The organism is Burkholderia sp. MBR-1 (assembly GCF_013822785.1).
Classification (GTDB): domain Bacteria; phylum Pseudomonadota; class Gammaproteobacteria; order Burkholderiales; family Burkholderiaceae; genus Burkholderia; species Burkholderia vietnamiensis.
Window position 1 is genome coordinate 636,564 of sequence record NZ_CP053611.1, and the last position, 23,405, is coordinate 659,968.

A 23,405-nucleotide genomic window follows, 5' to 3' on the forward strand; every position below is an offset into this window, starting at 1 on the left:
CCGTCACAGCATGCCGGCGCCCGCGCCCGGCCCTTCCCGGACGACCAGCACCGGCCGGTCCGCCTCGCGCAGCAGCGCTTCCGCGACGCTGCCGAGCACCGCGCGGCGCACGCCGCGGCGGCCGTGCGTGCCCATCACGATCAGATCCGCATCGCATTCGGCGGCCGCGCGCGCCAACACGTCCGAGACGTCCTGGCCGTTCGCTTCGACCGTTTGCGCGATGCCGCGCACGCCGGACAGCTGAAACGCCGTTTCGGCGTCCGCGACCGCGATCGCGGCCTTGTCCGCATCCAGCCCGGCCGGGTCGCGCTGCTCGACATAGCCGCTGTCGACGTCGGTCAGCCGCGGCGCATCCGACACCACGCACATCGCGATGACGAGGCCGCCCGACTCGCGCGCGAGCGAAATCGCCTCGTCGAGCGCGAGCCGCGAGCCGCGGCTGCCGTCGAGCGCCGCGAAAATTCTTCGATACATGGTGCCTCCCTGCCGTCATGCGGGTTCGATGGATTCGTGAAGCCAGTCTGATCGCGGCCGGCGGCGCGCGATTGACGCCGGTCAAGCAGATACGGCGGCGCCCGTATCCGTCGGTCCCGATTGGCGAACGTCACCGTGACGCGCATAATTCCGACGACATCGCAGTTCCGGGCGGTGCCGCGTGTCGTGCCACGCGCCGCCAGCCCGCCGACGACCCGCTCCGTCAGGATGAACGGCAATGACAGTGAATCCCCGCCCCTTCAGGGCCGGACCGGTTATGCCCGGTGCCCGACCCGCCCGATGTGCCGCGACGGCCGCGCCGCGGACGCTCGCAGCGCGCCATCTTCCAAGCACGTGCCGCCTCGGCGCTGCCGTATCGGGAGGCGGCACGCGTGCTTCCGTGTTACCGCCTGTCGGGCCGCGATCCGGGGCCGCATCACGCCGCCGGTTCGTGAGTCTTGCTTCGGATGAACGGCGCGAAATTGTCCACATCGGCACTTCGCAGCCGGGCGATGCACCCGACGCCCGGTCAATGCGGCGGCTGCCGCGCACGGCGCGAACGCGGCCGGCGGCGCCGGCCGCAAACGATATCCGGCAGGAGGACGCGCCGACATGATCACGGTACTCATCGCCGACGACCACGCCCTCGTCAGGGACGGCCTGCGGCACATCTTGAAGAGCGCCAGCGACTTCGAGGTGGTCGGCGAAGCGCGGGACAGCGCGTCGACGATCGCGCTGGTGCGCGACCGCGACGCGGACGTGCTCGTGCTCGACCTGTCGATGCCCGGCCGCAACGGCGTCGAACTCATCAAGCAGATCAAGGACGAGAAGCCGGCGCTGCATATCCTGGTGCTGACGATGCACGCGGAGCAGCAATACGCGGTGCGCGCGTTCCGCGCGGGCGCGGCCGGCTACATGACGAAGGAAAGCGCGAGCGCCGAACTGGTCGCGGCGCTGACCAAGATCGCGGCCGGCGGCGTCTACGTGAGCCTGACGATGGCCGAGCAGTTCGCGCAGAGCCTGAACGAGCCGACCGATCTGCTGCCGCACCAGCGCCTGTCGGACCGCGAATTCGACGTGTTCCGGCGCGTGACGACCGGCGAGTCGATTTCCGAAATCGCGCACGCGCTCAACGTCAGCGTGAAGACGGTCAGCACCTACAAGATGCGGATCCTCGAGAAGATGCAGATGGCGAACGACACGGCACTCGTGCGCTATGCGATGCGCCACAAGCTGTTCGACGACCCCGACGAACTCTGACGGGCGGCGCCGGCCGCCCGCGCCGGCGCGCGCCTTCCGCGACGGCGCGGCTCCCGACGCCGCGGCGGCGACCCGCGCGGCAACGCGCCGCGCGCGTGTAGGAAACGCCCTACAAGGCTTCCATCTCGCCTACCGCAACTTCAATTCCGGCTGATTTCCTTGACGTCGCGCAACATCCATACTCCATTTCAACAAAAACACCGAACGTGCCTCGCGGAGCATGGGCGGCATCGAGGAGACCGGCGTAGCGGTCTCCCGGCGCGCCGGACGCGTCAGCGAGGCGTCCCCACAGGAAGGCGGCAGAAACCAAGGCCGCCGGTACAACGGTCAGCGCGAGTCCGCCCGATGGCGGGCCGACGCTGCCCCCAACTGGAGCCGATCATGCAAACCATTGCGAATGTTGCGACGAACCTGCCGTCCCGCCCGTTCATCCCGCTGCACCGCGTCGAGCCTGCCGACCAGCCGAAGCGCGCCACGTCCCGCTGCTCGTCGTGCGCATTGCGCACCGTATGCATGCCGGCCGACCTGTCGACCGAAGAATTCGCACGCATCGACGCGATGATCTGCACGACGCGCAACGTCAAGCGCGGCGAGACGCTGTTCCGCGCCGGCGACGCGTTCAACAGCATCTATGCGGTGAGAACCGGGTCGTTCAAGACGATCGTCATGCATCGCGACGGCGACGAGCAGATCACCGGCTTCCAGATCGTCGGCGAATCGCTGGGGCTCGACGGCCTCCACGCAGGGCAGCACAACGGCGACGCGATCGCGCTCGAAGACAGCACGGTCTGCATCATCCCGTTCGGCCAGCTCGAGCAGATGTGCCGCGAAGTCCGGCCGATGCAGCACCACCTGTACCAGATGATGAGCGGCGAAATCGTCCGCGAATCGTCGCAGATGCTGCTGCTCGGCACGATGAGCGCCGAACAGCGCGTGGCCGCGTTCCTGCTGAACCTGTCGGCCCGCTTCAAGGCGCGCGGCTACTCGGCCGCCGAATTCGTGCTGCGGATGACGCGCGACGAGATCGGCGAATATCTCGGGATGAAGCTCGAGACCGTCAGCCGCATGCTGTCGAAGTTCCAGCACAAGGGGCTCGTCGCCGCGCAAGGCAAGCAGATCCGGATCGTCGATTCGGAAGGCCTCGGGCAAATCTGAGCGCGCGGCGCCAAACGGATCCACGAGGATCCCAACGGCGCCGAACCACTCGGAGCGGACCGAAACGGCGCGCGCGGCGCCGTTCAACCAATCGGCCCACTCAGCCCATTCGGCCCATTCGGCCACTCAACCGCTCACCCGCCCATCCCGAGCACGGCCGCGCCCGACACGCGGCCGGCGCGCAGATCGTCGAGCGCGCGGTTCGCATCGGTCAATGCATAGCGCACGGCCTCGACGCGCAGCGGCATCGCGTCGGCGAGCCGCATGAATTCCACCGCATCCGCACGCGTGAGGTTCGCCACCGACGCGATCCGGCGCTCGCCCCACAGCCACGCGTACGGAAAGCTGGGGATGTCGCTCATGTGAATGCCGCCGCACACGACGATCCCACCCTTGTCCACCGCGCGCAGTGCTGCCGGCACCAGCGCGCCGACCGGCGCGAAGATCAGCGCGGCATCGAGCGGCTCGGGCGGCATTTCGTCGCTGCCGCCGGCCCACACCGCGCCGAGCGACAGCGCGAGCTGCTGCGCTGCGGCATCGCCGGGGCGCGTCAACGCGAACACCTTGCGTCCTTCGAAAAACGCGACCTGCGCGACCAGATGGGCGGCCGCCCCGAAGCCGTAGATGCCGATGCGCTGCGCGTTGCCGGCCATGCGCAGCGTGCGGTAGCCGATCAGCCCCGCGCACAGCAGCGGCGCGGCTTCGAGGTCGGAATAGCGCCGCGGCAGATGCACGCAATAGCGATGGTCGGCCACGGTGCGTTCCGCATAGCCGCCGTCGATCGTATAGCCGGTGAAGCCGGGGCTGTCGCACAGGTTTTCGCGGCCGGACGCGCAATACGCGCAGTGTCCGCACGTCGCGCCGAGCCAGGGCACGCCCACGCGATCGCCGACGGCGAAGCCCGTGACGCCCGCGCCCAGCGCGCGCACCGTGCCGACGATCTCGTGCCCGGGAATCAGCGGCCGCTTCGGATGCGCGAGCTCGCCGTCGACCACATGCAGATCGGTCCGGCATACGCCGCACGCATGGACGTCGATCAGCAACTGGCCGGCTGCGGGCACCGGGTCGGGCACGCGCGCCTCGCGCAGCGTGGGCGTCGTGCCGTCGAACATCATCGCAAGCATGCTTTTCTCCTTCGCGCGAATCGCTTTCGCGCGCTTCGTGTTGCAACGCTAATCGCAGCGCAGCCGGTCTGCACGGCGCGGTGACGCGCGCTTGACGTGGGTCAACGGGCACCCGGCCGTTCCTGACACGATGAAGTGGCGTGACGCCGCCCGAGCGACGCGTTGGAGATGACCGAATGATATCCGTTCCCCCCCTTGCCGCGAGCGCCCATCCCGAAGACCAGCTGAAGGCGCTGCTGGCCTATGCGGTGCTGGCCCCGTCGAGCCACAACTCGCAGCCGTGGCGCTTCGTCGTCAACGGCGCGACGATCTCGGTGTGCGCCGATCGCATGCGTGCGTTGCCGGTGGTCGATCCGTTCGACCGCGAGCTGATCATCAGTTGCGGCGCGGCGCTGCTCAATCTGCGCGTCGCGCTCGACCACGCCGGCCTCGCGCACACGATCACGACGTTTCCGTCGGAAGTCGATCCCGATCTGCTGGCGCTCGTGCGCGTCTGCGACGACGGCTATTCGGACGCCGCGCTCGGCGCGCTGTTCGATGCGATCCCCGAGCGCGTGACGACGCGTGCACCGTTCGACGCGAGCGCGGTGCCCGACGACCTGCAGCAAGCGCTGATCGCGGCGGGCGTCGCGGAAGGCGCTGAGGTCGCGTGCATCGATGCGCTCGCGAATCGCGCCCGAGTGGCCGAGCTGGTCGCCGAAGCCGATCGTCAGCAGTTCGCCGATCCGCGCTTTCGCCGCGAGCTGGCGAGCTGGATCGATCCGCGCCGGCATACCGACGGGATGCCGGCCTTCGCCGCGGGCGTACCGACCTTGCTCGACTTCGCCGCGCCGGTCGTCACGATGGCGGTGCGGACCTTCGATATCGGCAACGGCCTCGCCGCGCTGCATCACCAGCTCGTCGACGCGTCGCCGTTGATCGTCTGCATCGCGACCGCGCGCGACGACCGCGACGCGTGGCTCGCCGCGGGACAGGCGCTCGAGCGGATCCTGCTGGTCGCGACGCGCGGCGGCTATACGGCGTCGTACCTGAACCAGCCGATCGAGACGCCCGCTTTGCGCGCGCACCTGTGCCACGTGCTCGGGCTGCACGGCGAGCCGCAGTTGCTGCTGCGCGTCGGGCGCGGCCCGCAGGCGCCGCGTTCACCGCGCCGCCCGCTCGACGAAGTGATCTCCTGATTCCTGCAAGGACCACCAGATGAAACTCCTGCGTAGCGCAGCGTTGTGCGTGTTCGCCGCGACGGCCGGCCTGGCCGCCGCGCAGACGGCCGTGCCCGAGCCGACCGAGCTGGTCGAAGCGCAGCACTGCATGTTCTGCCACACGGGCGACATGGCGTTCCTCGGGCCGTCGTTCCACGCGATCGCCGAACGCTACCGCGACGATCCGCACGCCGCCGCCGAACTCGAACGCAAGCTGCGCGTCGGCGGCCGCGCGCATTGGGGCGACACGCCGATGCCGTCGGCGATCGATCGCGGCGGCCCGTTGTCCGCGGACGACGCGCATCGGCTCGTGCAATGGGTGCTGAGCCAGTGACCTTCGCATTGCCCTTCCGCTCATGTCGACCGTAGTCAAACCCCCGCTCAAACGCGGGTCCGCCGCTGCCGTGCAGAGCAAGACCGCGCGCCGCACGCCGCGCGACCGGCCTGCCGCGAAGGCGCGCGGCAAACGCGCATGCCGGCGCCCCGGCGCGCTGGTCGGCCACGACGATCGGCTCGGCATCGCGCGCCAGGTCCGGCGCATCACGAAGCGCGCGGCGCGTACACCCGTGGACGAAGACGCGACGCTGCTGCAGGGCGCCGGCATGCGCGGCATCCGGCTGCAATTCGACTACTGGAAGGCCGAGGAGCGGCTGCAGATGGAGCGCATCGGCCATGCGGTCGTGATCTACGGCAGCACGCGCATCGTCGCGCCGTCGGTCGCGAACGCACGACTCGACGACGCGAACCGGCTGCTCGCGGCACGCCCGCACGACGCCGTCCGGCGCCGCGCGGTGACGGCCGCCAGCCGGCTCGTCGAACACAGCGCGTACTACCGCGTCGCCCGCGAGTTCGGACGCATCGTCGCCCATGCGGACCGGTGCGCGCGCAGCGCGCGGCTCGCGGTCGTCACCGGCGGCGGCCCCGGCATCATGGAAGCTGCCAATCGCGGTGCCTACGAGCGCGGCGCGCCGAGCATCGGCTTCAATATCGAGCTGCCGCGCGAGCAGCGGCCGAATCCGTACATCACGCCGTCGCTCTGCTTCAGCTTCCACTATTTCGCGATCCGCAAGCTGCACCTGCTCGAGCGTGCGAAGGCCGCGGTGTTCTTCCCGGGCGGCTACGGCACGTTCGACGAGCTGTTCGAGGTGCTCACGCTGCTGCAGACGCGCAAGATCGCGCCGCTGCCGGTGATTCTCGTCGGCGAGGCGTACTGGCGTCGCGCGGTCGACCTGCCGTTCCTCGCCGACGAAGGCATGATCGATCGCCGCGATCTCGAGCTGTTCACCTACTGCGAGACTGCGCCCGAGATCTGGCATGCGATCGGCAGCTGGTACGCGCAGCGCAGGCCGACACGCGCGGTGCGGCGCAGGGCTGCGCCGAAGCCGCGGGCCGTGTAGGAATCGGCCGACGCGCCGTGCACGATTCCTACCGCGACTTCGGGGCGCGCTGATTGAATCGCGCACGCGCGGCGTCGATACTGAATTCACGGATACCGGCCGCCCGGCACCCCGCTCGCACGGCAACCAGGAGAGACGCCATGTCATACGCCGACTATCGTTCCGATTCTGCGATGCAGGCCGACACGCGCGCGGCTGCACTCGACACGGCCGCGCTCGTCGCGCTCGCCCGCGACGCCGGCATGCTCGTGACGCTCGACGGACAGATCGGGCGCGAGCGCTACGAAAGCGTGACGGGTTCGATCGCGACGCTGGCGCGGTTCGCGCAGGCGCTGCAGCGGTCGGTGCTCGAGGCGACGTGATGCCGCGCTTCACGCTGCCGCGCCGCGGCCTCCACGACCCGCGCGATGGCGCCGCGCGCCACGTGCGTATGCGTACGCGTCGGCTCGCCCGCCGAAGCTGGCGCCGGCTCCGCTGCGCGGTGCGGGCCGCGTCGCGCTGATGCGACTGCCCGTCGGAGCACGTATCCCATTGCACGCCCATCCCTGCCCGTCGAACCCGCGATGAACCGGCCTTGGTCCGCGCGCGTCGCGCGCATGCTCCCCGGCCTCGCACTGCTTACCCACTACCAGCGTGCGTGGCTGTCGCGCGACCTGTACGCGGGCCTCGCGCTGTCGGCCGTGCTGCTGCCGGTCGGCATGAGCTACGCGCAGGCGGCCGGCCTGCCGGCCATCACCGGGCTCTACGCGACGATCGCCGCGCTGCTCGCGTATGCGTTGTTCGGCCCGAGCCGCATCCTCGTGCTGGGGCCCGATTCCGCGCTGGCCGCGCTGATCGCCAGCGCGATCACGCCGCTCGCCGCTCACGATCCGCAGCGCGCGATCGCGCTGGCCGGCGCGCTGGCGCTGTCGGCCGGGACGATCTGCATCCTGCTCGGTGCGCTCGGTCTCGGCTTCGTCACCGATCTGCTGTCGCGCCCGATCCAGTACGGCTACCTGAACGGCATCGCCGTCGCGCTCGCGATCGGCCGCTTGCCGGAGCTGCTCGGCATGCAAACGTCGGGCGGCGACGTCTTCGCCGGCGTGCAGCACATCGCGCATGCGCTCGTCGACGGCCGGTTTTCCGTCGCCGCGGGCGTGCTCGGCGCAGGTGTGCTGGCAGCCATTTTCCTGATGAAGCGCGCGCTGCCGCGCTGGCCCGGCGTGCTGCTCGCCGTGATCGGCGCGACGATCGCGACGAGGCTGTGGCCGCTGCCCGGCGTCGCGACGATCGGCGCGTTGCCGGGCGGCATTCCCGCGCCGCGCCTTCCGGCCGTGTCGCTCGCCGACCTCGGCGCACTGGCGTCCGGCGCGTTCGCCGTCGCGCTGGTGTCGTTCGCCGATATCAGCATGCTGTCGCGCGCGCTGTCCGCCCGTGCGGGCGACACGCCGGACCGCAACCAGGAGCTGATCGCGCTCGGCGCGGCCAACTTGCTGACCGGCGTGACGCAGGGTTGCGCAGTCAGCAGCAGCGCGTCGCGCACGCCGGTCGCGATCGCCGCGGGCGCACAAAGCCAGCTGACGAACGTCGTCGCGGCGGCGTGCATCGCGATCCTGCTGCTCGCCGCGCCGACGCTGCTCACGTACGTGCCGCGCACCGCGCTGGCCGCCGTGGTGATCTACGCGGCATGCGGGATCGCCGACTTCCGCAGCGTCGTGCGGCTGTACCGGATGCGCCGCGGCGAATGTCTGATCTCGGTGCTGTGCTTTGCCGGCGTGATCGCGATCGGCGTCGTGCCGGGCATTCTGCTCGCGAGCGGGCTGTCGCTGCTGTCGTTCGTGTGGCGCGCGTGGCACCCGTACGATGCGGTGCTCGGGCGACTGACCGGTGTGCGCGGCTATCACGACGTCGGCCGGCATCCCGACGCGGCGCAGACGCCGGGGCTCGTGCTGTTCCGCTGGGATGCGCCGCTGTTCTACGCGAACGTCGAGATCTTCTGCGAACACCTGCACGCCGCGATCGCGCGCTCGGCGAGCCCGGTCACGCGCATCGTGGTGGCCGCCGAGCCGGTTACCGACATCGACGTGAGCGCCGCCGACCGCCTCGTCGCGCTGCACGCCGAACTGGCGGAGCAACGCATCGAACTCGATTTCGCGGAGATGAAGGGGCCGGTGAAGGATCGGCTGCGCGCTTACGGGCTGTTCGACGTGTTCGGCACTGCGAGCTTCTTTCCGACCGTCACCGATGCGGTTGCCCGGCACGTTCAGCGAACCGAGGGGCATGCGCGCGCGTGCAAGAAGAAACGCGCGATGCGCAAGCGGGCGGCGCGGAAGGCGCGTTAGGGGTGCTGGAGGTGTCGGCTGCGTCGAGCATGGTCTGCGTTAGGCAAGACTCGATCTCTCAGTCAGCGGGAGTTCAGGTCCGGGATTGCCTGGTCGTCACTTCGTCACGGGCCGCGATCGACCCGGCGCCGCCGTTCGACTCGAGCGCAAGCGATCACTCGAAGGCTGCTAACACCGGATCGCGCGATGCCTGATTCTGCCTCGGACCGGGAACGCGACTCCAGCGATGGCAATGCCCGCGCATGATCCATACATACTTTCCAGACCCGCACATGCGATACGATGCGCACTCGCCGCCGCAGCGGTGCCAGCGAGTCGATTCGTTTTCGTATGACTTTCATTCGTCGAGCGCCGTCTCGTTTATCCTGCTGCGTCCTTCTCTTGTCACCTGCCCCGATCTCATGCTCACCCCGCTCGCTCTGATAGGTATCGTGATCCTGTCTTGCCTGATGAGCGTCGCCGTCCTTGGTTCGCTGCTCCGGACTGCGGTGCCGGGCATAGGCCGCTGGTGCGTGGCTCACGCGCTGCTTACCGCTGCATCGTCGTGGGTGTTCATCGCAGGCGCTCAGCCAGGACAGATCGTGACCCTCGGCGCTGCGCTCATCACGCTTGTGGCGGTGCTGCTGCTCGTGCAGGGGATGCGTCAGTTTTTCGGCAAGGATCCGGCGTGGCACGTAGAGTCGGCGGCGTTCGCCATCGTCTGCGTTGCGTTGGTGTACTTCACGTGCGTGTCGCCGAACATCGACGCGAAGGTCGCGCTCACATCGAGCCTCCTCGCCTATGCACGGATCGCCGTGGGTACGTTGGCGCTGCGTCACGCGCCGCGTGACGGAGCGCGCTACCCCTATCGCTTCGTCGCCGCCGCCGCTTATCTGGGTGCGTTGTTCCACGTCACGCGAGCCGTCGCGGCCGCCTTCGGCATGCCGCACATGGCCTTTCCGCAACCGTCACCCTGGAATGTCCTGTTTCTCGGGCTCGCGATCGTCACGTTGCCGTGCATGTCGACCGGCATGGTGATGCTCGCGCACGATCGGCTCGTCCGAAAGATGGAACAGTTCGCGAGTATCGACGAACTGACGGGCGTACTCATGCGGCGTGCGTTCATGGCGAGGGCGAGCGTCCTGCTTCGCGAAGCGCCGGAAAAGGGCAAACCGCTGTCGATCGCCATTCTGGACATCGACAAGTTCAAGGCCGTCAACGACGGCTTTGGCCATGCGGTCGGCGACCGAATCCTCAGACATGTCACGTCGGTGGTGTCCGCGCGCCTGCGGTCGTGCGACCTTTTCGGGCGTCTGGGTGGAGAGGAGTTCGCGATCGTGTTCGTGGACGCGGGCATGACCGACGCAGCGGCATTGACGAACGAACTGCGGCTCGCGGTAGAACGATCGCCAAACGAAGGCGTGCGCTGCACGTTCAGCGCGGGGGTCGAATGCGTCACGCCCGGCGATACGCTGGCGGGCGCCCTGGCGCGGGCCGACGCGGCGCTTTACATGGCGAAGGCGACAGGGCGCAATCGAGTCGTGACGGCGTCCGAGGTCGACGAGCGCGACCTCGAAACGCATTGAACTACTGGCACGTCAAAGCCGATCCACCTCGGTGTGATCGCGGCGGCGCACTGAGGCGCCCGATTGGGCTTCGGATGGTCCAAGAGTGAAGGCCAGCGGCGTTCACTCGGGCTTGTTCCCGCTCGCTTTCGCCGCACCGCTTCATAGCGCTTGCGCCACCGACTCGATGAGCGCTCTCAACCATTGCTGCGCCGGATTGCCTTCGCTACGCCGATGCCACATCACGTGAAAGACGATATCCGGCAGCGGCATAGGCGGCGGAAACAACACCAGCTTGCCGCCTGCGGGCGAATTGAGCGCGACCCGTTTCAGGACCGTCGCGGTCATCGCCGTGCGCGCGACGACCGCCGGCACGGCGAACATCTGCGGTAGCGTCAGCGCGAGCGTGCGCTGCATGCCCTGTTGCGCCAGCGCCTCGTCCACCAGCCCATGCCGTTGCCCTTCCGGCGACACCAGCGCATGCGGCAGCGACAGATAAGACTTCATGCTCATTCCGCGCCGCGCCGCCGGATGATGACTCGCGACGATCGTCACGAACTCGTCGCGCAGGATCGGACGAGTGAGGATTCGGCCAACCGGCTGCGTAGGCGGTACGCCGATGGCCGCATCGACCTCGCCTGCATCGAGCATGTCCACCGCATCGTCGCGGTCGTTGAACGCATGCACGTTGATCGCGATGCCGGGCGCCTGCTCGCCGAGCGCTTCCAGCAGCGCGGGCAGAAGCACGAACGCCGGGTAGTCCGACAACCCCAGGTTGAACGCGAGCGCCGCCTTGCCCGGCACGAACTCCGGCTGCTTCACCAGGGTCGCTTCGATCTGCCGTAGCGCCTGCGAAATGGGCTCGGCCAGTTCGCGCGCGCGCGGCGTGGGCAGCAGGCCATCCGCGCTGCGCAGAAACAGCGGATCGCCGAGCAGGGTACGCAGCCGGGACAGTGCTGCGCTCATCGCCGGCTGACTCACGCCGACCAGTGCCGCCGCCCGGGTGACGTTGCGCTCGCTCATCAAGACGTCGAAGGCGGCCAGCAGATTCAGATCGATGCCATGAAAATCCATAAATCAAATAATCATTTATATCGGTTATTTGTTTGATGGATTCTACCGGCGGCGCACACTCTCGTCACCTCCAACCGCAACGTCACGACGACGCCACCACGAGAGCAAAACCATGACCGCCATCGACTCCCAACTCTCCGAGCGCCTGCGCATCGAACGCGTGGCCGTGGAAACGCTGTACCGCGCATTCAGCGACAACGACCCCGACCTTGTCGACACGGTGCTCGCCCCTGACTGGGAAGATATTCCGCTTGCGCCGGGCCAGGGTCCTGGGCCGGCCGGCATCAAGCCGATCATTGGCAGTTTTGCGCAGGCCTTCCCCGACGTGCGCATCGTCATTCACGACATGGTCCAGGTGCCGGGGCAGATCGCGGTGCGCGCCGAAATTACCGGCACGCATCGCGGCGAACTGTTCGGAATCGCCCCGACCGGCAAGCAGGTCCGCTTCCGCCTGCACGAATTCCACGCGCTGGACGGTCAGCGCGTAACCACCACGTGGCACATGGAGGACTGGTTCGGCCTGTTCCTTCAACTCGGCCAGTTTCCGACGCAAGCCTGAGCTGCCTCGTTCCGAAATCTCGAACCTCTGAAACCTGGACGGGACCCGTGAGCATCGCCCTCAAGCAAACCATGAAAGCAGCAGTCGTCACCACCTTCGGCCATCCCGATGTCGTCAGCATCGGCGAGACCGCACTGCGGGACATGCGGCCCGATGAGGCCATCGTCCGCATCGAAGCGGCGGCCGCAAATCCGCTCGACCTGAAGATCGTCGCAGGCTACATGCAACAGGTTTTCCCCGTCGCCCTTCCCTACACGCCGGGCACCGATTTCGGCGGCGTGGTCGAGGCGATCGGCGAGCATGTCACGCATCTGCAGCCGGGTGACCGCGTATTCGGCCGCAGTGCGCCGAGTGCGGGCGGCGCATTCGCGCAGCAGCTGGTGATCGCGGCCGCCGAGCTGTGCGCGATTCCTGCCGGAATGAGTTTTGAGCAGGCGGCGTCGCTGCCGACCACATTCGGCACAGCGCGTCAGGCGCTGTTCGATTCAGGGCGCCTGCAACGGGGACAGCGCGTGCTGATCCATGCGGCAGCCGGTGGCATCGGCAGCATGGCCGTGCAGCAGGCGCACCTGGCGGGCGCGTATGTGATTGCCACGGCATCGGCAGGCAATATCGAACTGGTGAAGAGCCTCGGCGCGGACGAAGTGATCGACTACCGCACGCAGGACTTTGCACAGATGCGCAATATCGATCTGGTGCTCGACCCGATCGGCGGCGAGACGCTGGAGAAGTCGTGGGCGGTGTTGCGCGAGGGCGGCCGCATCGCGACGCTGGTGGAGTTCGGCATCGCGTCGCGAAACGGGCGTATCGGTGAGGCGGTGTTCTTCGGAAGCGCGACGCCTTCGCTTCCCGAAGCGGTCAGGCAGTTCCGGGCGGGGCAGTTGCAGATCGTCATCGATTCGATCTTCCCGCTGGAAGACACGCGCGCCGCGCTCGAGAAGCTCGCGACGGGTCATACGCGCGGCAAGGTGCTTATCCGCACGCGCATCTGATCGAGGAGCCGGACGATGACATACGAAACGAATCAGGTGGTGCTGGTAACGGGCGCAGGCTCCGGCATCGGACGGGCGATCGCGCTCTCGCTTGCACGCGGAGGACATAGGGTCTATGCGAGCATGCGCGATCCGCAAGAGAAAGATCGCGAACGCAGCGACGCGCTGCAGCAGCTCGCACGACGGGAATCGCTCGCGCTCGACGTGCTCGAACTGGACGTGCTGTCGGAGACGGCCTGCCGTGCCGCCGTCGATTTCATCCTCGCGCAGCAGGGACGCATCGACGTGGTCGTGAACAACGCCGGCATGTTGATGGTGGGCCTGACGGAAGCATTCTCGGTGGAACAGGCGGCGCAGATCATCGATACCAACGCGCTGTCGTGGCTGCGAGTGAATCGCGCGGCGCTGCCCGCGATGCGTCGGCAAGGCCGCGGTCTGTTGATGTACGTGGGCAGCACCACGTCGCGCCTGCACGAGCCGTTCCTCGGGCCGTATACCGCGAGCAAGGCGGCGGGCGATGCTCTCGCCGAGATCATGGCGATGGAAGTGCGGCCGTCGGGCATCGACAGCGTGATCCTCGTCCCCGGCGCCTTTACTTCAGGCACCGAACATTTCTCCGATGCGGGTTCGCCTGCGTATTCCACCATCGAGCGGCAATACGGCCCGCTGGCACAGCGAATCGCGGGTCTCGGCGAGAAGCTCGCTTCCATCGATGCGGTGAACGGCGGCGCGCTCGATGTATCGGCGGTCGGTACGGCGGCGCTCGATGTATTGGCGATGCCGCACGGCCACCGGCCATTGCGCGTAACCGTCGATGGCCAGCGCAAGGGTACCGAAGCAATCGATGCGGTTCATCACGAGAAGCAGGTCGCGTTTTTGCGCAGGATGGGCCTGGAAGACCTGATCTTGCCGCCGCCCGTCGCAACACGCGAGGAGATGAAAGCATGAGGACGCAACCCGATCGCGCCGCTATCGTGACGGGCGCATCTCGCGGCATCGGCAAGGAGATCGCGCTGCGGCTCGCCGACGACGGCTTCGCCGTCGCGGCAGGTTATGCCGGCAACCGTGCCCAGGCCGACGCGACAGTCGCGGCAATCAAGGCGCGCGGCGGCACGGCCATTGCAGTACAGGGCGACGTGTCCGACGCGGACGATGTCGCGCGCCTGTTCTCGGCGGCGCAACAGGCCTTCGGCCGACTCGATGCAGTCATCAGCAATGCCGGCGTAATGAGCATGGCGAAGATCGAGACCGGCAACGCGGCAGCGTTCGATCGCATGATGTCCATCAACGTGCGTGGCACCTTTCTGGTACTCGCCAAAGCCGCCGAGGTGTTGGGCGATGGTGGGCGCATCGTAGCCTTGTCCACCAGCGCAATCGCCAAGGCGTCGCCGGGCTACGGGCCGTATATCGCCTCGAAGGCGGCCGTCGAAGGCCTGGTCCACGTGCTCGCCAACGAACTACGCGGACGCAACATCACGGTCAATGCGATCGCGCCTGGCCCCGTCGCAACCGAACTGTTTTTCGACGGCAAAACCGAAGAACAGGTGGCGATGCTCGCGAAAATGGCGCCGCTGGAACGACTTGGACAACCGGTAGATATCGCCAATGCGGTCTCGTTCCTCGTGGGTCGGGACGGAGCGTGGATCAATTCGCAGATCGTGCGGGTTAATGGTGGATTTGCGTGACGGACGGTCGTACGCACGGCATGTATGGTATCGGCGTGGGGACCGCTGCGTGCATACGTCGTGCGGCGGGCGTCTCATGGATCTCATGGAATCCGGGAGGTGCGACTTGATCGGCCGCTCCTGATATTTGATTTGCGCGGCACCATGGAACCGATCATTTGATTCGGCCAATGAGTGAGGCTTTACCGCATTGAATGGCCGATAGCGGATCAGCTTCGGCTTTCCGAATGACTGAGTGACGCAATGCTTGGGTGTAGCGTCCTGGCCGAACCGAGTCAGACGATCTGGCACTGTCTGTCTGGTCCAGTCCAGACTTATACATGATCCGGCGTGGCAATCGGCGCAGTGTGCCGATTGCCGCCCCGCGCTCGTTGCGCTCAGAGTGGGTTCCGCAACCATCGGCTCGCAAGAGCCATCGATTCGATGATGATGGATATTCCGCAGCGAAGGCCGCCCGCGTCGGTCGCGATGGTGTCGATCGCGACCGACCGCCTCGCGTCCCGCCCTGCACACCGAAGCATCACCCATCCGACGTAACGTCTCGCCGCGAGCCGCCTTTCACCCGTGCGCGCGTTACTCGACCACCAGATCGTCGACGACCGCACGCACGCCGCGCGCCGACCACGCAGCACCGCGCACGGCCTTGCGCTCGGAAAACGAGCCGACCTTGCCGGACAGCCGCACGGTGCCGTCGTGCACGTCGATCGTGATGTGCTTCGCCTCGCGCTCCGCGTGGCGCATGATCGCGCGCTTGATGTTGCTGCCGATGTCGTCCGCGCCGACCGTGCCCAGCACCACGATGTGGTCTGTCACGCCCGTCACGCTGCGCATCTGCGAGATCGCCCGCACGGCCAGATGACTCTGGTACGCCCAGTCGACGGTGCCTGACAGCGTGATCCAGCCGCGCTCGACCTGCACCTTGATCGCGTCGTCGTGCACCCCGACCGTCCAGTGCAACACCGACCGCACCGCCTTCGCGATGTCCTCGTCGGTGCGCACGTCGTCGTCCAGCAGGTGCACGGTCATGTCGACGACGAGCGCCTTCACGCCGGCCACACGGTTCGCCGCGCGTTCGATCGCCAGCTTCTCCGCATAGCTCGGCGGATGCCCCGAAAGCGTCACGATCCGGTCGGCCACCTCGACGCCGATACGTGTCGCATCGATCGCCGGGTCGGACTCCAGTTCGTCCTGGACGTCCTGCTTCAACTGCTTGTCGGTTTTCATCGTTGCTCTCCTGTGAGCCGCGGCGCGCCTGTTCGCCGCACTCAGCCAGATTTGCACACGCGCGGCGGCGGCTCGCTGACGCAGGTCAACGGATGCGTCGCGCGGCTTCGTGCGCCGGGCCGGCGCGTCGGTTGACGGAGGTCAATGCGGTGCCGCCCCGCCGCCGTATCGTGAAATCGAAGATGCGCACCGTTCCAGGCACGCGCATCCAAGCCTGAAGGAGACTCGTATGACCGAACCGCAACGATTGGCCTACTCGCCGGCGCCCGCTGCACTGCCGGCCCCTGCGCACGGCGAGTCGCCGGAGATCGTCGATCTGCCGAGCCCGATGCTCGACAGCGACGTGCCGCTGATGGCGGCGCTCGCCACCCGGATGAGTTCCCGCGAATTCGCGGCCGCGCCGCTGCCGCCCGCGACGCTCGGCACGATGCTGTGGGCCGCGAACGGGATCAACCGCCCGGCGAGCGGCGGCCGCACGGCGCCGTCCGCACACGCGTTCAATGAAATCGACGTGTACGTCGCGCTGCCGTACGGCGTCTATCGCTACGACGTGCCCGCACACCGCCTCGTGCTGAAGCACGCGGTCGATGCGCGCAACCTGACCGGCTATCAGGACTTCGTCGGCCGAGCGCCGCTCGACCTCGTCTATGTCGTGCGCACTTCCGCGATACTCGACATGCCGCCGCAGCAACGCGACGTGTTCGCGGCAGTCGCGGCCGGCGCCATCTCGCAGAATGTGTCGCTATATTGCGCGTCGGCCGGCCTCGGGACGGTCGTGCGCGGCTGGATCAACCACCGTGCGCTCGCCGACGCGCTGCGGCTGAACGAGGACGAGTTGCCGATCCTCGCGCAGACGGTCGGCTTCCACGTCGGCAACACTGCGACACACGGGTGACGCATGCGCCGGCCGCTGCAACGAAAATGAAACGAAACGGCGCACGGATCGCTCCGTGCGCCGCTTATCGTTTCTCGTTGCTCGCGACGGGCGATGCGCAGATGCGCTTGCCCGCCACGCGCTTGCGCTCAGCTGATCGTGAGCTTCTTCTGCCCGACCGGCGCCTTCTTCGGCAGCGTCAGCGACAGCACGCCATCCTGGTACGTCGCCGTCGCATTCGCGTCGTCGATGTCCGCGGCCAGCGAGAACGAACGGCTGATCGCGCCGCTATAGCGTTCGCGCCGGATCACGCGCTCGCCGTCCTTCTGTTCTTTGTTGCGTTCGACCTTCGCGTTGATCGAGACGGTATTGCCGGTCACCTGGACGTCGATGTCGTCCTTCGCCACGCCGGGCAACTCCGCCTTGACCGTGTACGCGCCGTCGTTCTCGGTGACGTCGATCTTCATCGACGCGAGGTCGGGCTGGTCGGCAAGCGTCATGCCGCGCAACGGCCTGAACAGCCCATGGAACAGGTCGGAAACGGGCTCGATCGAAAACGGATCGTAACGGGTCATATTGCTCATGGTTCGTAACTCCTGAGACGGTTGACGTGCGGCCGGCGCTTGCGTCCCGACAGGCGCGGCCGCGCTGAAGATCGAATGGCGCGACGACGCTGCCGCGCCAGGGACGAATGATCGTTCGAAACGCAACGTACCGGCCCGCCGCCGCGCGCGCTCGAAGCGCGCCGACGGCGGCGGCCGGCACTCATCTGCAGAACCTGAAATAGCCGCTGTGCAGCAGGATCGGCCGCCCGCCCATTTCCTCGAGCAGCGAGCGCGCGGCGCGCTCGATCGCAGGACGATGGCGCGCGAACGCGTCGACCAGATCCTGCTCGCGCGGCGAGGCCGCGCGAAAGTGATCTTCCAGCGCTTCCGCGGTGATCGCGCAGCGCACACGCCGGCCTTCGACGAGCGCCGGGAAGATCAGCGCGGGATCGAGGCCGGAATACGTCGGATGTTCGGATGGAAACGAGATCTGCATGATGGTGACCTGACCAGGTAGCGCGCAGTTCGTCGCGGCCGCTAGGCGGCCGTCTTGGCCGGCGCGGGATCGTCGCTGCGCAGCAGCAGGACCGGGCAACTCGAGCCGCGCAGGAAGCGCTCGGCGACGCTGCCGAGGAACAATCGCCGGACCCCGCGTCGCCCGTGCGTGCCGATGACCGCGAGGTCGATCGCGTGCTCGGCGACATAGCGTTGCAGCCGCTCGGCGACGTCCTGCCCGAGTTCCGTCTCGATGAGCTCCGTGTCGCCGTTGACGGCCGCATGCGAAATCGCGCGTTCCGCGTCGTGCAGCACGGCCGTGCCGTCGCGGCGCACGTCGTCGAGCAGCGCGTCGGGGTCGATGCGCCCGCCGTACGCGAGCAGGATCGACTTGTCGACGGCGAACACCGCGAACAGGCGCGCGCCGCACGACGCAGCGACCTTCAGCGCTTCGTCGAGCGCCCGTTTCGAAGACGGACTGCCGTCCACGGCGACCATGACGTTCTTGTACATACCGACCTCGCTGGGAGAACCGACGCGCCTGTGGCGTTCGGTGCAATTCCATCATCGGCGCTTGCCGCCGGCGGGCGTTGACCGAAGTCAACGGTTTGGAAGCGTGAAGCGATCGGCAGCGCGGCGCGTTAGCCCGGCAGATTCCCGTCCGCGCGGAAGCCGCGCTCGATGTCGAGAATTTTCCGTGCGCATGCATCGTATTGCCATCCGGGGCCGCCGGCGCTGTCGTACATGCCTTTGCACATCGCCTTGAGCCGGATCACCGACGCGCCGTCGCCCGCTGCGGTGCGCGACGCCCACAGATAGACTTCGCCGGCCAGATGCGGCTGCGCCGTTTCGATCCGGTCGGCGCTCGCGCGCGTGATCCGCGTCGCCGAATGGGTTTCGATGTAGCGCCGCACGCGAGCCCACTCGCGGTCGCATTCGGATGCCGTCGAACATTGCACCGCGGCGGACTGACGCGCGGCCAGCAGTTGCGTCTCCGACTTCCTGAACGCGGTCGCCTGCTCCGTGTCCGCACACGCGGCCAACACGAGCAGCATGCCGATCGCCAATACCCGTCGCTTCATCGCCAACGCCTCTCCAGACCAATCATTCCGCACACGATCGTGCGTCGTGAACGCATACGGCCGCGGCCGTGACGCAACGCACATGCCGCCAGCGTGCACGCTCGCGCATCGCTGCGCGACTACTGGCACCGACTGTATTGCTGCTGCGCGGAATGCGGTTGACCTGCATCAAGCGTGCCTCTGCACGGCGGCGTTGACCCGTATCAAGCCGGATCGCGCGCCGATCGGCTGCAATAGCGAGGTCGCGTCGCCGGTCGCCCGATGTCGCTCGATCCGGCGACGTCCGGCCAACAGGCGCACGCTGCGGCTTGCGCGCGAATTCCACCCGCGGGGCGTCGACGAACACGCGCCTCGTCCGACCGCTCCGTTCACCATGTCCCGAACGCGCCACGTATCGTTCTCGCTGGGCCGCGCCAACGCACGACGCAAGGCGATCCAGTTCGATCGCGCATTGCGCCGCCCGGCAACCTATCCGCACCCCGCAGGCCGCATCGAGCGGATCGAAACGCATCTGTCCGTCGTCTATCTGGCCGGACGCTACGCGTACAAACGTATCAAGCCGGTGCGCTTCGCGTTCGTCGATCTCGTGCAGCCCGCGCAGCGGCGCCGCTGCGCGCTCGCGGAATACACGCTCAATCGCGCGCTCGCTGGCCCGCTGTACCTCGGCGTCTGGCCGCTCGTCGCGCGCGGCCGACACTGCGCATTCGGCGAGCCGGTGCAGACCGGCGCGCGCCGGCAACGGCAGCCAACGCCCGGCGAGTACCTCGTACGCATGCGCCGGTTCGACGCCCGCGCGATGCTGTCGATTCGCAGCGCGGCGCACGACGCCGGCCTCGTGGATGCCGATGCGCTCGCCGCCACGCTGGCCGGCCATCATCTGCACGCGCCGCGCAACGCACCGCGCAGCCACTTCGGCAGCGCGGCGAGCGTGACCGCGCAGTGCCGGCCGCTGCTCGATACGCTCGACGTCGCGCTGCCGCGCGAAGCCGCGCTGCACGCGTGGTACGAAGCGGAACTGACGCGCATCGCACCGCTGCTCGCCGAGCGGCACGCGCAGGGCTTCGTGCGCGCATGCCACGGCGATCTGCATCTCGACAACATCGTGCGCTGGCGCAACCGCATCCTGATGTTCGACTGCATCGAATTCGACGACGCGCTGCGCTGGATCGACGTGGCGAGCGATCTCGCGTTCGCGCTGATGGACTTCTCCGCACACGGTCGGGACGATTGCGCGCACCGCTTGCTGTCCGGGTGGCTCGCGCGCACCGGCGACTACGCGGCGCTCGGCGTGGTGCCGTGCTATTTCGTCTATCGCGCGCTGGTGCGCGCCCTGACCGCGCGACTGCGGGGCGACGATGCAGCGCGCGACCGCTATCTGCGCATTGCAGCGGCGATGGCCGACACACGCCGCGACGCGCAACCGCTGCTGCTCCTGTGTCACGGCGTGTCGGGCTCTGGCAAATCGCTGGCCAGCCGCGCGCTGGCCGAGCGGCTCGGCGCGATCCGGCTGTCCAGCGACGTCGAGCGCAAGCGGCGCGCGGGCGTACCGGACGAAACGCGCCTGTCCGCCAGCGCCTATTCGGACGCGGCGATCGAGCGGATCTACGAACGGCTGCTGGCAGCGGCCGCGACCGTCATCGACAGCGGCTACACGGCGATCGTCGATGCGACGTTCCTGCGCGAAGCCGACCGCGCGGCATTCGTGTCGCTCGCCGCACGGCGCGGCGTGCGCATCGCGATTCTGGATTTCACCGCGAGCCCGGCCACGCTCGCCGCACGCGTGGCCGCAAGGGCAGCACGCGGGAACGATTCTTCCGATGCCGACACCGCCGTGCTGGCGCGGCAGCTCGAGCATGCGGACGCGCTGACCGACGCGGAGACTGCGATCGCGATTCGCTTCGACACCGACTGCGATGCCGCGGCATACGAAAGCAGCGAGTTCTGGGCGCCGTTGTTCGAGGCGCTGCACGCGTAAAAGCGGGCTGCGCGCGCCGCCGCAAGGTTTACGCGTGGCTCACGTGCGGAACCGGTGCTCCTCGATCTGCTGCAGCTTGCCGACTTCCGCGACGCCGCCGAGCAATCCGGCGAGATGCTCGACGAGGTCGTCGAGCGTCACGATGCCGACGAGGCGGCCTGCGTCGTCGACGACCGGCAGCCGGCGGATGCCGGACCGGCGCATCTCCTCGAGCGCGACGCCGATCTCGTCGGTCTCCGCCACCACGACCAGACCGCGCGACATGATCTGCCCGGCCGTCACGTCGGCCGGATCGTCGCCGCGCGCCATCACCTCGACCACCAGATCGCGGTCGGTCACCAGACCGATCGGGATGGCCTCGCCGTTGCGGTACTCGATCACGACGATATCGCCGACATGCCCGTGCCGCATCCGGTCGGCCAGTTCGAACGCGCTGCATTCGGCCGTGCACGACTCGACCGGCTGGGTACAGATTCTTCCGATGTGCATGATGACGCTCCCGTTGCCCGATGCATGGGCGATCCCCGCGCCGCGACGACGCGTGCCCACGAATTCAGAGTAAGCGCGACACCCGCGGCCGGGTTGACTCACGTCAACGTGCGTCCGGCGTGCGGGTTTTGGCGGGGTTCGGGTGGCGATGCGGCAGCTGCGACGCCTCGCGCGACGGATGTGCGCGGCGTGTGTCGTCGGCCACGCACGCGCTCCGCCCGGTGCGGCCTAGATGCTGAGATAGCCCTGGAATAGCCACGGAGGGCCGCTTCGCTCGCCTGTCGCGCGGCCGCTGGCTGTCGGTGCGCAGATTCCCGAGAAGCCCGGTGAACCGTCCTGCCAGAACGTCGGCACGAACGAAAACTCGCCGTTGACGGTCATCACGAAGTCGGAGTTGAACGGCGACGGCGCGAAGATCGTCACCTCATGGAAGAACGATGCGGCGTCGTCTCGCGCCGTGCTGCGCGCGGCGAACAGCCCGCGTGCGTCGTAGCGCGCCGGCAGCGTATAGATATTGCCGTCGCGCTCGACCGTTTCGCCCGGCGTGTACACGAGTTCGACGCCCGGATAGGGCAACCGGTACGGCTCGCGACAGACCGGGCCGTCCGGCCCGAGCGCGAGCGGCGGATGCGCCCACATGGAAAGCGCCAGCGGGCTCGTGCGCTGCGCGAAGTATTCGGCAAGCCAGTTCATGATCATTCCTCCCGTAGGCGGTTATTGGAATCGGATGGCGCGGACGACGCGCCGTCGTCGAACGATGCAGTGAGGCTCGCGTGCATCGACGCTTCGGGCATCGGGAAGCGGCGTTCGAACGCGCTGCAACGGCGTATCCGTACCTACTCATCCTTGCGTCTCTCTTCGTTGCTCTCGCGCTTTTCGCTGCGGATCGATGCGGCCGGCATTCATGATGCGCAGTTCCACCGTGACCTCATATGCGTATGCGGTTTCGGCCCGACATGTCGAGCGGGTGTCTGAACGAAGCCGTCGACGAACGCTCGGCGCGGGCCGCCGTCGGCTGCGTTGGCAGGAACCGCACATGTCGCCGCTACTGCGCGAGAACGCTGCGATCATTCTCGATCGCGCTGCGCGATGGGGGTTGACGGAGGTCAATGTACCGACCCGCATGCCGCGCGCGTGTTCGAACGCGCTGGAACGCGCGTGCCGATGCGTTACAACGTGAAGGCGTCGGACTTCTTCGTCTCGCACCACGTCATGGCAGTTGCGCAAGGTCTTCAGCGCCGCGCTCGGCCTTGAATATCGGTGACGTGTCGTACTTGCCGTTTGGCGTGGGACGCATCACACGGATGCGGCAGCGATAACGTCCCGCCCGGACGATACTCGTCTCGATCGCCATCAAGCAATGCGCGTCGTGCAATTCAGCTGAAATCGTCACGGTCGTTCTGGCGTTCGTGCCGTCTGGCCGATGCCACAGCGGCGATGCTCACGTATCGATACCTGCGCCGCGATCAAAACGCCGCAGCCACCGCCGGATCAGCATGACCGTCCCCGCGACGACGACCAGAATCGTCGCGCACAGCAACAGCACATAGCCGACCAGATACCGGAATTCGGCGATGCGCTGCTGGAGTACCCACGTGCGGTACGACGCGACGTCGCTCGCGGCGTCCGGATACGACGCGCGATACACGAACAACGGCATGCACAAGTCATTTTCCGGAAGCGGTGTGGTCAGCAGCGAGCCGGCCGGGCGCACGCCCACGCGCGCACATTCCGACGCGTTCATGCCGGCGACGACACCTTCGCGTACAGGATGGTCGTAGATCGCACCGAGCCATGTGATGGCTGCCGACAGCAGCACGCAGAGACCGACGCAGCCGAGCCACCAGCGCAGCCGGGCGGGCGTAGCGGTATCGGCCTCCGTATCGGGATCGGGATCGCGCGTCATCGCATCGCGCACGCACGGTCGATGAGGCGCG

At 67.8% G+C, this 23,405-nt stretch carries 26 protein-coding genes; 14 read left to right on the forward strand and 12 right to left on the reverse strand.

The features are described 5' to 3' along the window. Nucleotides 1–3: 3 nt before the first annotated feature. On the reverse strand, nt 4–474 hold the full coding sequence (locus MBR110_RS27360; RefSeq protein ID WP_014726027.1) for a universal stress protein: 471 nt from the start codon (nt 472–474) through the stop codon (nt 4–6). A gap of 612 nt (nt 475–1,086) precedes the next feature. Between MBR110_RS27360 and MBR110_RS27365 the strand changes: the two genes are divergently transcribed. Together MBR110_RS27365 and fnr are read left to right on the forward strand one after the other, a co-directional pair. Next, nucleotides 1,087–1,734, forward strand: coding sequence for a response regulator (locus tag MBR110_RS27365; RefSeq protein WP_011880395.1), 648 nt, complete (start codon nt 1,087–1,089; stop codon nt 1,732–1,734). A gap of 381 nt (nt 1,735–2,115) precedes the next feature. Continuing rightward, nucleotides 2,116–2,889, forward strand: a complete 774-nt coding sequence (gene fnr / locus MBR110_RS27370; protein ID WP_014726030.1) for a fumarate/nitrate reduction transcriptional regulator Fnr — start codon at nt 2,116–2,118, stop codon at nt 2,887–2,889. A 134-nt stretch (nt 2,890–3,023) separates the two neighbouring features. Here fnr and MBR110_RS27375 read toward each other — a convergent pair whose 3' ends face one another. Continuing rightward, entirely contained in the window at nt 3,024–4,013 is a 990-nt protein-coding gene (locus MBR110_RS27375; protein ID WP_045579798.1) for a zinc-dependent alcohol dehydrogenase family protein, read from the reverse strand. 176 nt (nt 4,014–4,189) lie between these two features. Between MBR110_RS27375 and MBR110_RS27380 the strand changes: the two genes are divergently transcribed. From MBR110_RS27380 to MBR110_RS27405, 6 genes are all read left to right on the forward strand, one after another. Beyond that, nucleotides 4,190–5,191, forward strand: coding sequence for an Acg family FMN-binding oxidoreductase (locus MBR110_RS27380; protein ID WP_059621894.1), 1,002 nt, complete (start codon nt 4,190–4,192; stop codon nt 5,189–5,191). A gap of 19 nt (nt 5,192–5,210) precedes the next feature. Continuing rightward, nucleotides 5,211–5,546 (forward strand): c-type cytochrome, encoded by a 336-nt coding sequence (locus MBR110_RS27385; RefSeq protein ID WP_014726033.1) that lies wholly within the window; start codon nt 5,211–5,213, stop codon nt 5,544–5,546. Nucleotides 5,547–5,568: 22 nt separating this feature from the next. After that, complete coding sequence (locus tag MBR110_RS27390; protein ID WP_181709528.1) at nt 5,569–6,609, forward strand: TIGR00730 family Rossman fold protein; 1,041 nt, start codon at nt 5,569–5,571, stop codon at nt 6,607–6,609. Between the two features lie 140 nt (nt 6,610–6,749). Next, nucleotides 6,750–6,971 (forward strand): hypothetical protein, encoded by a 222-nt coding sequence (locus tag MBR110_RS27395; protein WP_059463993.1) that lies wholly within the window; start codon nt 6,750–6,752, stop codon nt 6,969–6,971. 201 nt (nt 6,972–7,172) lie between these two features. Next, a complete protein-coding gene (locus tag MBR110_RS27400; RefSeq protein ID WP_059463994.1) occupies nt 7,173–8,930 on the forward strand; it encodes a SulP family inorganic anion transporter in 1,758 nt (585 codons plus the stop codon). 401 nt (nt 8,931–9,331) lie between these two features. Beyond that, a complete protein-coding gene (locus tag MBR110_RS27405; RefSeq protein ID WP_059605271.1) occupies nt 9,332–10,495 on the forward strand; it encodes a GGDEF domain-containing protein in 1,164 nt (387 codons plus the stop codon). A 141-nt stretch (nt 10,496–10,636) separates the two neighbouring features. Here MBR110_RS27405 and MBR110_RS27410 read toward each other — a convergent pair whose 3' ends face one another. Beyond that, nucleotides 10,637–11,548 (reverse strand): LysR family transcriptional regulator, encoded by a 912-nt coding sequence (locus MBR110_RS27410; protein WP_181709529.1) that lies wholly within the window; start codon nt 11,546–11,548, stop codon nt 10,637–10,639. A gap of 112 nt (nt 11,549–11,660) precedes the next feature. On the opposite strand from MBR110_RS27410, the gene MBR110_RS27415 reads away from it, so the two are divergent. From MBR110_RS27415 to MBR110_RS27430, 4 genes are read left to right on the forward strand one after another with little or no spacing between them, the layout of a single operon-like run. Further along, nucleotides 11,661–12,107 (forward strand): ester cyclase, encoded by a 447-nt coding sequence (locus MBR110_RS27415; RefSeq protein ID WP_059562306.1) that lies wholly within the window; start codon nt 11,661–11,663, stop codon nt 12,105–12,107. A gap of 47 nt (nt 12,108–12,154) precedes the next feature. After that, nucleotides 12,155–13,099 (forward strand): NADP-dependent oxidoreductase, encoded by a 945-nt coding sequence (locus MBR110_RS27420; RefSeq protein WP_309486122.1) that lies wholly within the window; start codon nt 12,155–12,157, stop codon nt 13,097–13,099. Nucleotides 13,100–13,114: 15 nt separating this feature from the next. Continuing rightward, nucleotides 13,115–14,047, forward strand: a complete 933-nt coding sequence (locus MBR110_RS27425; protein ID WP_181709530.1) for an SDR family oxidoreductase — start codon at nt 13,115–13,117, stop codon at nt 14,045–14,047. Continuing rightward, the gene (locus tag MBR110_RS27430) at nt 14,044–14,784 is read left to right on the forward strand and encodes an SDR family oxidoreductase (RefSeq protein ID WP_014726043.1); all 741 of its coding nucleotides are present in this window, start codon (nt 14,044–14,046) and stop codon (nt 14,782–14,784) included. Before MBR110_RS27425 ends, MBR110_RS27430 begins: the two co-directional genes overlap by 4 nt. Nucleotides 14,785–15,357: 573 nt before the next feature. On the opposite strand, the gene MBR110_RS27435 is transcribed toward MBR110_RS27430, so the two are convergent. Beyond that, on the reverse strand, nt 15,358–16,008 hold the full coding sequence (locus tag MBR110_RS27435; RefSeq protein ID WP_059562314.1) for a BON domain-containing protein: 651 nt from the start codon (nt 16,006–16,008) through the stop codon (nt 15,358–15,360). A gap of 229 nt (nt 16,009–16,237) precedes the next feature. On the opposite strand from MBR110_RS27435, the gene MBR110_RS27440 reads away from it, so the two are divergent. Continuing rightward, nucleotides 16,238–16,903: a nitroreductase family protein gene (locus tag MBR110_RS27440; RefSeq protein ID WP_060122195.1), complete on the forward strand. Its 666-nt coding sequence runs from the start codon at nt 16,238–16,240 to the stop codon at nt 16,901–16,903. 128 nt (nt 16,904–17,031) lie between these two features. On the opposite strand, the gene MBR110_RS27445 is transcribed toward MBR110_RS27440, so the two are convergent. From MBR110_RS27445 to MBR110_RS27460, 4 genes are all read right to left on the reverse strand, one after another. Beyond that, on the reverse strand, nt 17,032–17,466 hold the full coding sequence (locus MBR110_RS27445) for an Hsp20/alpha crystallin family protein (RefSeq protein WP_034193566.1): 435 nt from the start codon (nt 17,464–17,466) through the stop codon (nt 17,032–17,034). A 181-nt stretch (nt 17,467–17,647) separates the two neighbouring features. Next, the gene (locus MBR110_RS27450) at nt 17,648–17,923 is read right to left on the reverse strand and encodes a DUF1488 domain-containing protein (RefSeq protein WP_045579812.1); all 276 of its coding nucleotides are present in this window, start codon (nt 17,921–17,923) and stop codon (nt 17,648–17,650) included. Nucleotides 17,924–17,964: 41 nt separating this feature from the next. Beyond that, the gene (locus MBR110_RS27455; RefSeq protein ID WP_011880410.1) at nt 17,965–18,435 is read right to left on the reverse strand and encodes a universal stress protein; all 471 of its coding nucleotides are present in this window, start codon (nt 18,433–18,435) and stop codon (nt 17,965–17,967) included. 128 nt (nt 18,436–18,563) lie between these two features. Continuing rightward, a complete protein-coding gene (locus MBR110_RS27460; protein ID WP_181709531.1) occupies nt 18,564–19,004 on the reverse strand; it encodes a hypothetical protein in 441 nt (146 codons plus the stop codon). 373 nt (nt 19,005–19,377) lie between these two features. On the opposite strand from MBR110_RS27460, the gene MBR110_RS27465 reads away from it, so the two are divergent. Further along, nucleotides 19,378–20,979 (forward strand): bifunctional aminoglycoside phosphotransferase/ATP-binding protein, encoded by a 1,602-nt coding sequence (locus MBR110_RS27465; protein ID WP_176043283.1) that lies wholly within the window; start codon nt 19,378–19,380, stop codon nt 20,977–20,979. A 39-nt stretch (nt 20,980–21,018) separates the two neighbouring features. Here the strand turns inward: MBR110_RS27465 and MBR110_RS27470 are convergent, their stop codons facing one another. From MBR110_RS27470 to MBR110_RS27485, 4 genes are all read right to left on the reverse strand, one after another. Beyond that, nucleotides 21,019–21,468, reverse strand: a complete 450-nt coding sequence (locus MBR110_RS27470) for a CBS domain-containing protein (protein WP_011880413.1) — start codon at nt 21,466–21,468, stop codon at nt 21,019–21,021. 228 nt (nt 21,469–21,696) lie between these two features. Continuing rightward, the gene (locus MBR110_RS27475) at nt 21,697–22,161 is read right to left on the reverse strand and encodes a hypothetical protein (RefSeq protein WP_014726050.1); all 465 of its coding nucleotides are present in this window, start codon (nt 22,159–22,161) and stop codon (nt 21,697–21,699) included. A 517-nt stretch (nt 22,162–22,678) separates the two neighbouring features. Then, on the reverse strand, nt 22,679–22,861 hold the full coding sequence (locus MBR110_RS27480) for a hypothetical protein (RefSeq protein WP_146230240.1): 183 nt from the start codon (nt 22,859–22,861) through the stop codon (nt 22,679–22,681). A gap of 48 nt (nt 22,862–22,909) precedes the next feature. Further along, a complete protein-coding gene (locus MBR110_RS27485; RefSeq protein ID WP_045579989.1) occupies nt 22,910–23,374 on the reverse strand; it encodes a hypothetical protein in 465 nt (154 codons plus the stop codon). Between the last annotated feature and the right edge of the window lie 31 nt (nt 23,375–23,405).

Bases quoted from the DNA above. Each gene is read 5' to 3' on its own strand.
- MBR110_RS27365 (WP_011880395.1), top strand. From the start codon at position 1,087: ATGATCACGGTACTCATCGCCGACGACCACGCCCTCGTCAGGGACGGC.
- MBR110_RS27475 (WP_014726050.1), bottom strand. From the start codon at position 22,161: ATGAACTGGCTTGCCGAATACTTCGCGCAGCGCACGAGCCCGCTGGCG.
- MBR110_RS27390 (WP_181709528.1), top strand. From the start codon at position 5,569: ATGTCGACCGTAGTCAAACCCCCGCTCAAACGCGGGTCCGCCGCTGCC.
- MBR110_RS27485 (WP_045579989.1), bottom strand. From the start codon at position 23,374: ATGACGCGCGATCCCGATCCCGATACGGAGGCCGATACCGCTACGCCC.
- MBR110_RS27470 (WP_011880413.1), bottom strand. From the start codon at position 21,468: ATGCACATCGGAAGAATCTGTACCCAGCCGGTCGAGTCGTGCACGGCC.
- MBR110_RS27375 (WP_045579798.1), bottom strand. From the start codon at position 4,013: ATGCTTGCGATGATGTTCGACGGCACGACGCCCACGCTGCGCGAGGCG.
- MBR110_RS27430 (WP_014726043.1), top strand. From the start codon at position 14,044: ATGAGGACGCAACCCGATCGCGCCGCTATCGTGACGGGCGCATCTCGC.
- MBR110_RS27410 (WP_181709529.1), bottom strand. From the start codon at position 11,548: ATGGATTTTCATGGCATCGATCTGAATCTGCTGGCCGCCTTCGACGTC.
- MBR110_RS27405 (WP_059605271.1), top strand. From the start codon at position 9,332: ATGCTCACCCCGCTCGCTCTGATAGGTATCGTGATCCTGTCTTGCCTG.
- MBR110_RS27425 (WP_181709530.1), top strand. From the start codon at position 13,115: ATGACATACGAAACGAATCAGGTGGTGCTGGTAACGGGCGCAGGCTCC.
- MBR110_RS27435 (WP_059562314.1), bottom strand. From the start codon at position 16,008: ATGAAAACCGACAAGCAGTTGAAGCAGGACGTCCAGGACGAACTGGAG.
- MBR110_RS27380 (WP_059621894.1), top strand. From the start codon at position 4,190: ATGATATCCGTTCCCCCCCTTGCCGCGAGCGCCCATCCCGAAGACCAG.
- MBR110_RS27455 (WP_011880410.1), bottom strand. From the start codon at position 18,435: ATGTACAAGAACGTCATGGTCGCCGTGGACGGCAGTCCGTCTTCGAAA.
- MBR110_RS27460 (WP_181709531.1), bottom strand. From the start codon at position 19,004: ATGAAGCGACGGGTATTGGCGATCGGCATGCTGCTCGTGTTGGCCGCG.
- MBR110_RS27395 (WP_059463993.1), top strand. From the start codon at position 6,750: ATGTCATACGCCGACTATCGTTCCGATTCTGCGATGCAGGCCGACACG.
- fnr (WP_014726030.1), top strand. From the start codon at position 2,116: ATGCAAACCATTGCGAATGTTGCGACGAACCTGCCGTCCCGCCCGTTC.
- MBR110_RS27445 (WP_034193566.1), bottom strand. From the start codon at position 17,466: ATGAGCAATATGACCCGTTACGATCCGTTTTCGATCGAGCCCGTTTCC.
- MBR110_RS27450 (WP_045579812.1), bottom strand. From the start codon at position 17,923: ATGCAGATCTCGTTTCCATCCGAACATCCGACGTATTCCGGCCTCGAT.
- MBR110_RS27360 (WP_014726027.1), bottom strand. From the start codon at position 474: ATGTATCGAAGAATTTTCGCGGCGCTCGACGGCAGCCGCGGCTCGCGG.
- MBR110_RS27440 (WP_060122195.1), top strand. From the start codon at position 16,238: ATGACCGAACCGCAACGATTGGCCTACTCGCCGGCGCCCGCTGCACTG.
- MBR110_RS27385 (WP_014726033.1), top strand. From the start codon at position 5,211: ATGAAACTCCTGCGTAGCGCAGCGTTGTGCGTGTTCGCCGCGACGGCC.
- MBR110_RS27465 (WP_176043283.1), top strand. From the start codon at position 19,378: ATGTCCCGAACGCGCCACGTATCGTTCTCGCTGGGCCGCGCCAACGCA.
- MBR110_RS27400 (WP_059463994.1), top strand. From the start codon at position 7,173: ATGAACCGGCCTTGGTCCGCGCGCGTCGCGCGCATGCTCCCCGGCCTC.
- MBR110_RS27415 (WP_059562306.1), top strand. From the start codon at position 11,661: ATGACCGCCATCGACTCCCAACTCTCCGAGCGCCTGCGCATCGAACGC.